The sequence below is a fragment of the Mycobacterium sp. genome (assembly GCF_035314905.1).
Classification (GTDB): Bacteria; Actinomycetota; Actinomycetes; order Mycobacteriales; family Mycobacteriaceae; genus Mycobacterium.
Window position 1 is genome coordinate 21127 of sequence record NZ_DATFYW010000213.1, and the last position, 6000, is coordinate 27126.

A 6000-nucleotide genomic window follows, 5' to 3' on the forward strand; every position below is an offset into this window, starting at 1 on the left:
TCAGAAGAAGGTGCGGATCAGGTCGACCACGCGCCCGTCGCCGTCGAGCGCGGGGATCAGCTGCCACTTGTCGAACACGGTGCAGGGGTGTGAGATACCGAACTCCAGCCACGTGCCGGCCTCCACGCGCGCCCGGTCCGCCTGGCTGAGGCGAAGGTAGGCATGTTGGTCGTTGAGCTTGGTGACGCGCCCGCCCGTGAGCCCGTACGGCACCGGCAGATCCTGGTCGAACGACACGTCGCGGCGTCCCATCGTCAGCACCGCCAGGGCGGGCTCCGGCCGCGACACCACCTGCGCCCAGACGCTCAGCGCCGGCCGAAACGGGGCCGTTGTGCCGCGGCGCAACGGCGACGTCCGCGCATACAGGCCGTCGTCGTGGGTGAGGTACGCGCCGCTGCGGACGACCGTGCGCACGGCCAGGGCGCCCGGCCAGCCCGTCAACACCTCGGCCACCGCGTCGAAGTAGGTGCTGCCGCCCGCGGTCACCAGTATCTCGTCGGCCTCGAACAACCCGGCGAGCCGCTGCACCGCGGCTCGCATGTCGGTCAGGTACGCGGTGACGCGGTCCCGCTCCTCGGCGGCCACGTCGTGTCCGCGTGCGGCCTCGTAACCGCAGACGCCGGCGAGCCGCAGCAGCGGGGACGCCGCAGCCGCCCGCGCGACCTCGTCGACCTCGGCCGAGCTGCGGCAGCCGGTACGGCCATCGACCATGCCGACCTCGACACACACATCGACCGGTCGGTGCGCCCCGGCGGCGGCCAACTCCGCGGACATGATCTGCACCCCCCGCACCGAGTCCACCCAGCAGACGCACGTGAACTCGGGGTCGGCGTCCAATTCGCGTGCCAGCCATCGCAGACCGGCCCGGTCGACAAGCTGGTTCGCCAGGATGACGTCACGCACGCCGAACGCCCGGCACACCCGCAGCTGGCTGATCGTCGCCACGGTGATCGCGCAGCACCCGGCGTCGAGCTGGCGCGCGAACAGCTGAGGTGCCATGTGGGTCTTGCCGTGCGGTGCCAGCGCCACACCGGCCCGTCGGCACCACCCGGCCATCGTCGCCAGATTGTGCCGCAGCGCGTCGTCGCGCAGCACGCATACCGGTCCCGTCGGCCCGTCGCCGAGCAGTCGCGGACGTTCCGCGTGCACCTCGGCCACGGTTCGCCCCGCCCACGACGGCGGCAGACCCTTGAACCGCCAGTCCACCGTTTCGTCGCCCAGCCCGGCCACGGCGGCGCGGTCGATATCGGCTCGCACATGTTCATCTAAGCTGGCACGTCGTGAGTTCAGCTGATCCGCGCGACGCCGACATTCCGGAACAGTTCCGGATCCGGCAGGCCAAGCGCGACCGGCTGCTCGCCGAAGGCGTTGAGCCCTACCCGGTCGACGTCCCCCGGACACACTCGCTGAAGCAGATTCGCGAGGCCTATCCCGACCTGGCCGCCGACACGTCCACCGGCGAGGTGGTCGGTGTCGCAGGGCGAGTGGTGTTCGCACGCAATTCGGGCAAGTTGTGCTTCGCCACGTTGCAGGAGGGTGACGGCACCCAGCTGCAGGCGATGCTGAGCCTGGCGAGTGTCGGCCGGGAGGCGCTTCACGCGTGGAAGGCCGACGTGGACCTCGGCGACATCGTGTTCGTGCATGGCGAGGTGATCAGCTCTCGCCGCGGCGAACTGTCTGTGCTGGCCGATTGCTGGCAAATGGCCTCGAAGGCGCTGCGGCCGCTGCCGGTCGCCCACCGGGAGCTGAGCGAAGAGGCGCGGGTGCGGCAGCGCTACGTCGACCTGATCGTCCGGCCCGAGGCGCGCACGGTGGCGCGGCAGCGGATCGCCGTGGTGCGTGCGTTGCGCGATGCCCTGCATCGCCGCGGCTTCCTCGAGGTCGAAACCCCGATGCTGCAGACCCTGGCCGGGGGGGCGGCGGCGCGCCCGTTCGTCACCCACTCCAACGCGATGGATGCCGACCTCTACATGCGCATCGCTCCGGAACTGTTCCTCAAGCGGTGCGTCGTCGGTGGCTTCGAGCGGGTTTTCGAGTTGAACCGGGTGTTTCGCAACGAAGGCGCCGACTCCACCCATTCGCCGGAATTCTCCATGCTGGAGACTTACCAGGCCTACGGCACCTACGACGATTCCGCAACGATGATCAGGGAGATAATTCAGGAAGTCGCCGATGAGGTGTTCGGCACCCGTCTGCTCACGCTGTCTGACGGCAGCGCCTACGATGTCGACGGAGAATGGCAGTCCCTCGAAATGTACCCGTCCCTGTCGGAAGCGGTCGGCGAAGAGATCACACCACGGACCCCGGTGCAGCGCCTGCTCGAGATCGCAAATAGCGTCGGTCTCGAAGTTCCGCGCGACCGCGGCTATGGGCACGGCAAGCTGGTCGAGGAATTGTGGGAACACCTCGTCGGCGGGAACTTGTATGCGCCCACCTTCGTCCGCGATTTCCCCGTCGACACCACGCCGCTGACGCGACAGCACCGAACGATCGACGGGGTCACCGAGAAGTGGGACCTCTATGTTCGCGGAATCGAACTCGCCACAGGGTATTCCGAGCTTGTCGATCCTGTGGTCCAACGTGAGCGTTTCGCTGCCCAGGCACGCGCCGCGGCTGCCGGCGATGACGAGGCGATGGCCCTGGATGAGGATTTCCTGGCCGCCATGGAGCACGGCATGCCGCCGACGACCGGTACCGGAATGGGCATCGATCGGTTGTTGATGGTATTGACCGGACTGGGAATTAGGGACACGGTTTTGTACCCCATTGTGCGGCGGCTCACTAACTGATCCGTGGGTGTGTCGCGCGGTTGGCCTCAATGGCGCTGTTATGGCACATTGGTTTCAGTTCGATGATCTGCACATCGACGCCCAGCGTCTTCGACGGGCGCCCCACAGTGTTCAGAAGGAGCAGTGGCAGCAATGGCCAAGAAAGTCACCGTCACGCTGGTCGACGATTTCGACGGGGAGGCCGCCGCGGACGAGACAGTCGAATTCGGGCTCGACGGTGTGACCTACGAGATCGACCTGTCAACGAAAAATGCGAAAAAACTCCGCGAGGAGCTGAGGGTCTGGGTGGAAGCGGGCCGCCGGGTCGGCGGTCGCCGGCGCGGCCGGGCGGCCGGCCCGGCGGGGCGCGGCCGGGCCTCGATCGACCGCGAGCAAAGCGCCGCCATCCGTGAGTGGGCGCGGCGCAACGGACACAACGTGTCCTCCCGCGGCCGGATCCCGGGAGAGGTCATCGAAGCGTTCCACGCGGCGACATAAGACATAACGGCACGCCTCCGGACCGTCGGCAACACTCGCCCGAACGGCCCGCGAAATATCTCGCGTCGCCTCGGCGTTGCTTACGCTTGCCGCGAACCACCCGGCCGGATGGCCGCGGAAACGTTTCCGGGCCGACCGGCGTTATTACTTGTGTACTGCGGGGACACCGCAAAGTTCTGCCGCTGTGCCGTAGCTGATGACCACTTCCCGTCGTGGGGCGTCGGACGGCCCTGCCCATTAGAGTGGGTGGCAGGTGCAACGGGTATCCGCGGTACCTACTGGTGAGGGAGAGCAGGTAACCACCGATGTTCGAACGATTTACTGACCGCGCACGCCGCGTTGTCGTTCTGGCCCAGGAAGAGGCCAGGATGCTCAACCACAACTACATCGGGACCGAGCACATCCTGCTGGGATTGATTCACGAGGGTGAGGGCGTAGCCGCAAAGTCGCTGGAGTCCCTGGGCATCTCGCTCGAGGGCGTCCGTAGCCAGGTCGAGGAGATCATCGGCCAGGGCCAGCAGGCGCCCTCCGGGCACATTCCGTTCACCCCGCGAGCCAAGAAGGTGCTCGAGCTGAGCCTGCGGGAGGCGCTCCAGCTGGGCCACAACTACATCGGCACCGAGCACATCCTGCTCGGCCTGATCCGTGAGGGCGAGGGCGTCGCCGCTCAGGTGCTCGTCAAGCTCGGGGCCGAGCTGACCCGCGTGCGTCAGCAGGTCATCCAGCTGCTGTCCGGGTACCAGGGTAAGGAGACCGCGGAGGCCGGGACCGGTGGTCGCGGTGGCGAGGCGGGCAACCCGTCCACGTCGCTGGTGCTCGACCAGTTCGGGCGCAACCTGACCGCGGCGGCGATGGAGGGCAAGCTCGACCCGGTCATCGGCCGCGAGAAGGAAATCGAGCGGGTCATGCAGGTGCTGAGCCGGCGCACCAAGAACAACCCTGTGCTGATCGGCGAGCCCGGCGTCGGCAAGACGGCGGTCGTCGAGGGCTTGGCGCAGGCGATCGTGCACGGCGAGGTCCCCGAGACGCTGAAGGACAAGCAGCTCTACACGCTGGACCTCGGTTCGCTGGTGGCCGGCAGCCGGTACCGCGGCGACTTCGAGGAACGCCTGAAGAAGGTGCTCAAGGAGATCAACACCCGCGGCGACATCATCCTGTTCATCGACGAGCTGCACACGCTGGTCGGTGCGGGCGCCGCCGAGGGCGCGATCGACGCCGCGTCGATCCTCAAGCCGAAGCTGGCTCGCGGCGAGCTGCAGACGATCGGCGCGACCACGCTCGACGAGTACCGCAAGTACATCGAGAAGGACGCGGCGCTGGAGCGCCGCTTCCAGCCGGTGCAGGTCGGCGAGCCGACGGTCGAGCACACGATCGAGATCCTGAAGGGTCTGCGCGACCGTTACGAGGCGCACCACCGGGTGTCGATCACCGACAGCGCGATGGTGGCCGCCGCGACGCTGGCCGACCGCTACATCAACGACCGGTTCCTGCCGGACAAGGCGATCGACCTGATCGACGAGGCGGGTGCCCGGATGCGGATCCGCCGGATGACCGCGCCGCCGGACCTGCGTGACTTCGACGAGAAGATCGCCGAGGCGCGCCGCGAGAAGGAGTCCGCGATCGACGCGCAGGACTTCGAGAAGGCGGCGTCCCTGCGGGACCGGGAGAAGCACCTGGTCGCTCAGCGCGCCGAGCGCGAAAAGCAGTGGCGTTCAGGTGATCTGGATGTGGTTGCCGAGGTTGACGACGAGCAGATCGCCGAGGTGCTGGGCAACTGGACAGGCATTCCGGTGTTCAAGCTGACCGAGGAGGAGACCACTCGGCTCCTGCGCATGGAAGACGAGCTGCACAAGCGGATCATCGGCCAGGAGGACGCCGTCAAGGCGGTCAGCAAGGCCATCCGGCGCACCCGTGCCGGTCTGAAGGATCCGAAACGCCCGTCCGGCTCGTTCATCTTCGCCGGGCCGTCCGGTGTCGGTAAGACCGAGCTGTCCAAGGCGTTGGCCAACTTCCTGTTCGGCGACGACGACGCGCTCATTCAGATCGACATGGGCGAGTTCCACGACCGCTTCACCGCTTCGCGGCTGTTCGGTGCCCCCCCGGGCTACGTCGGCTACGAAGAGGGCGGCCAGCTGACCGAGAAGGTGCGGCGCAAGCCGTTCTCGGTGGTGTTGTTCGACGAGATCGAGAAGGCGCACCAGGAGATCTACAACAGCCTGCTGCAGGTCCTGGAGGACGGTCGGCTGACCGACGGGCAGGGCCGCACGGTCGACTTCAAGAACACCGTGCTGATCTTCACGTCCAACCTCGGCACGGCCGACATCTCGAAGGCGGTCGGGCTGGGCTTCACCCAGGGCGGCGGTGACAACAACTACGAGCGGATGAAGCAGAAGGTCAACGACGAGCTGAAGAAGCACTTCCGCCCGGAGTTCCTGAACCGCATCGACGACATCATCGTCTTCCACCAGCTGACTCAGGACGAGATCATCCGGATGGTCGACCTGATGGCGAGCCGTGTCGAGAAGCAGCTGAAGAGCAAGGACATGGCGCTGCAGCTGACGGACAGGGCCAAGGCACTGCTGGCCAAGCGCGGCTTCGACCCCGTTCTGGGCGCGCGGCCGCTGCGGCGGACGATCCAGCGGGAGATCGAGGACCAGCTGTCGGAGAAGATCCTGTTCGAGGAGGTCGGACCCGGCCAGCTCGTCACCGTCGACGTCGACAACTGGGACGGCAC

4 protein-coding genes are annotated in these 6000 nt (G+C 67.2%); 3 read left to right on the forward strand and 1 reads right to left on the reverse strand.

All coding sequences use genetic code 11. From position 1 onward, the window contains the following. Window positions 1–1257 (reverse strand): alanine racemase, encoded by a 1257-nt coding sequence (locus VKG81_RS18890; RefSeq protein WP_324398165.1) that lies wholly within the window; start codon window positions 1255–1257, stop codon window positions 1–3. 23 nt (window positions 1258–1280) lie between these two features. Between VKG81_RS18890 and lysS the strand changes: the two genes are divergently transcribed. The 3 genes from lysS to clpC1 all read left to right on the forward strand — a co-directional run. Then, entirely contained in the window at window positions 1281–2789 is a 1509-nt protein-coding gene (gene lysS / locus VKG81_RS18895) for a lysine--tRNA ligase (protein ID WP_324398167.1), read from the forward strand. A gap of 132 nt (window positions 2790–2921) precedes the next feature. Continuing rightward, window positions 2922–3266 carry a histone-like nucleoid-structuring protein Lsr2 gene (lsr2, locus tag VKG81_RS18900; protein WP_324398168.1) on the forward strand — a complete coding sequence of 115 codons (345 nt, stop codon included), beginning with the start codon at window positions 2922–2924 and terminating at the stop codon, window positions 3264–3266. Window positions 3267–3571: 305 nt separating this feature from the next. Beyond that, window positions 3572–6000, forward strand: a 2429-nt coding sequence (gene clpC1, locus VKG81_RS18905; protein WP_324398170.1) for an ATP-dependent protease ATP-binding subunit ClpC, incomplete at its 3' end; no start/stop codon positions are given.

What these genes read in the sequence shown, in the direction of transcription:
- lsr2 (WP_324398168.1), top strand. Translation starts at nt 2,922, where the DNA reads ATGGCCAAGAAAGTCACCGTCACGCTGGTCGACGATTTCGACGGGGAG.